Origin of the sequence: Bergeriella denitrificans NBRC 102155, from assembly GCF_001592185.1 — a bacterium.
GTDB lineage: Bacteria > Pseudomonadota > Gammaproteobacteria > Burkholderiales > Neisseriaceae > Neisseria > Neisseria denitrificans.
Map to the genome: position 1 here is coordinate 1 of NZ_BCWL01000341.1, position 1097 is coordinate 1097.

Annotated in this window: 1 protein-coding gene; it reads right to left on the reverse strand. The window is 55.8% G+C overall.

All coding sequences use genetic code 11. The features are described from left to right. Window positions 1-143: 143 nt before the first annotated feature. Window positions 144-1097 (reverse strand): lysozyme inhibitor LprI family protein (locus tag BDE01S_RS10680; RefSeq protein ID WP_156472608.1); only part of this gene is annotated, 954 nt, incomplete at its 5' end.

Sequence of the window (1097 nt, forward strand, 5' to 3'; positions counted from 1 at the left end):
TTTTTTGCTGCGCGTTCAAAATCAGTCATTCAGTGTGGCCGCGGGGTCGCAACCCCGCCCTACGTTGGCAGGCAGGCTGTGGATTTCGGGCGGGCGCGGCATTGAAAAAATGCCGTCTGATTTTCAGACGGCATGGTATTTATTTACTGATATAGATAGCGGTTTTCGTCAATATAGTCTTTCAACTCTTGAGTGTAGCCTTTGATAATCTTGGTGACGCAGCGGCCGGCCGCAACAGCATCGCCCGGATCCTGCGTCGCTTCGGCTCTCTTTATATAGTGGCCGCACTGGCTCTTGTAGTCCTCATCTATTCTCTGCTGCAAACTTTGCATACCGTTCGGACCCATATTCTTCAGACCGTCTTCTTCCAGCTTTTGCGCCAGCATACCGTCCGGCATAGACAGCATAACCATTACCCACTCCTGCAGGGCGGCCTGTACTTCTTGTCCTGCCTTTTCTGCATCCGCCCTGGTTGCTTTGGCCGTGCCGGTCTCTTCCGTGTCTGAGGTATCGGCTTGCGCGTCGTTTGCTTTCGCAGCTTCTTCCGCGCTTAATGTTTCCTCTTCATCTGCGCTTACTGTACCGTTTTGCTGCTCCTGCAATTCGGAGATGCGTCCTTTCGTCAACTCGGTCATACACAGCAATTTGGCCTCTTCCATCAGATTGCGCTGATGGTCTGTGGGTTCGCCTTCTGGCGACGCAGGCTCGCAGAAGCCCTCCCGCTCGTCCCACCAGGTTTCCTGCTCTTTTTTCAGGCGTTTGAACACGGCGGTATCGATGTTTGCCCATACTTCGTCGAGATTGGCGTCGGCTTCTTCAAATGCCTGACGCGTCGCGGCCAGCTTCTCTTCGGCGGCCCGTTTATCTTCTTCGGATACGATGTATTCGTCGCTTTCGGCGGCGGCGGCGCTTTCGGCCGGCTTGCTGTCGGATTTGCTGCCTGTGAATACGGCAACGGCGATGCCGATAACGGCTAATGCACCCACGATTTTCAATATCAGGCTCAGGCGGCTGTTGCTTGCGGTAGCAGGCGCGGCTTCTTGAGCGTCCGCGCTATGCGGCTCGGACGGCTGTGTGTGTGTGGGGGGGGGGGGGGG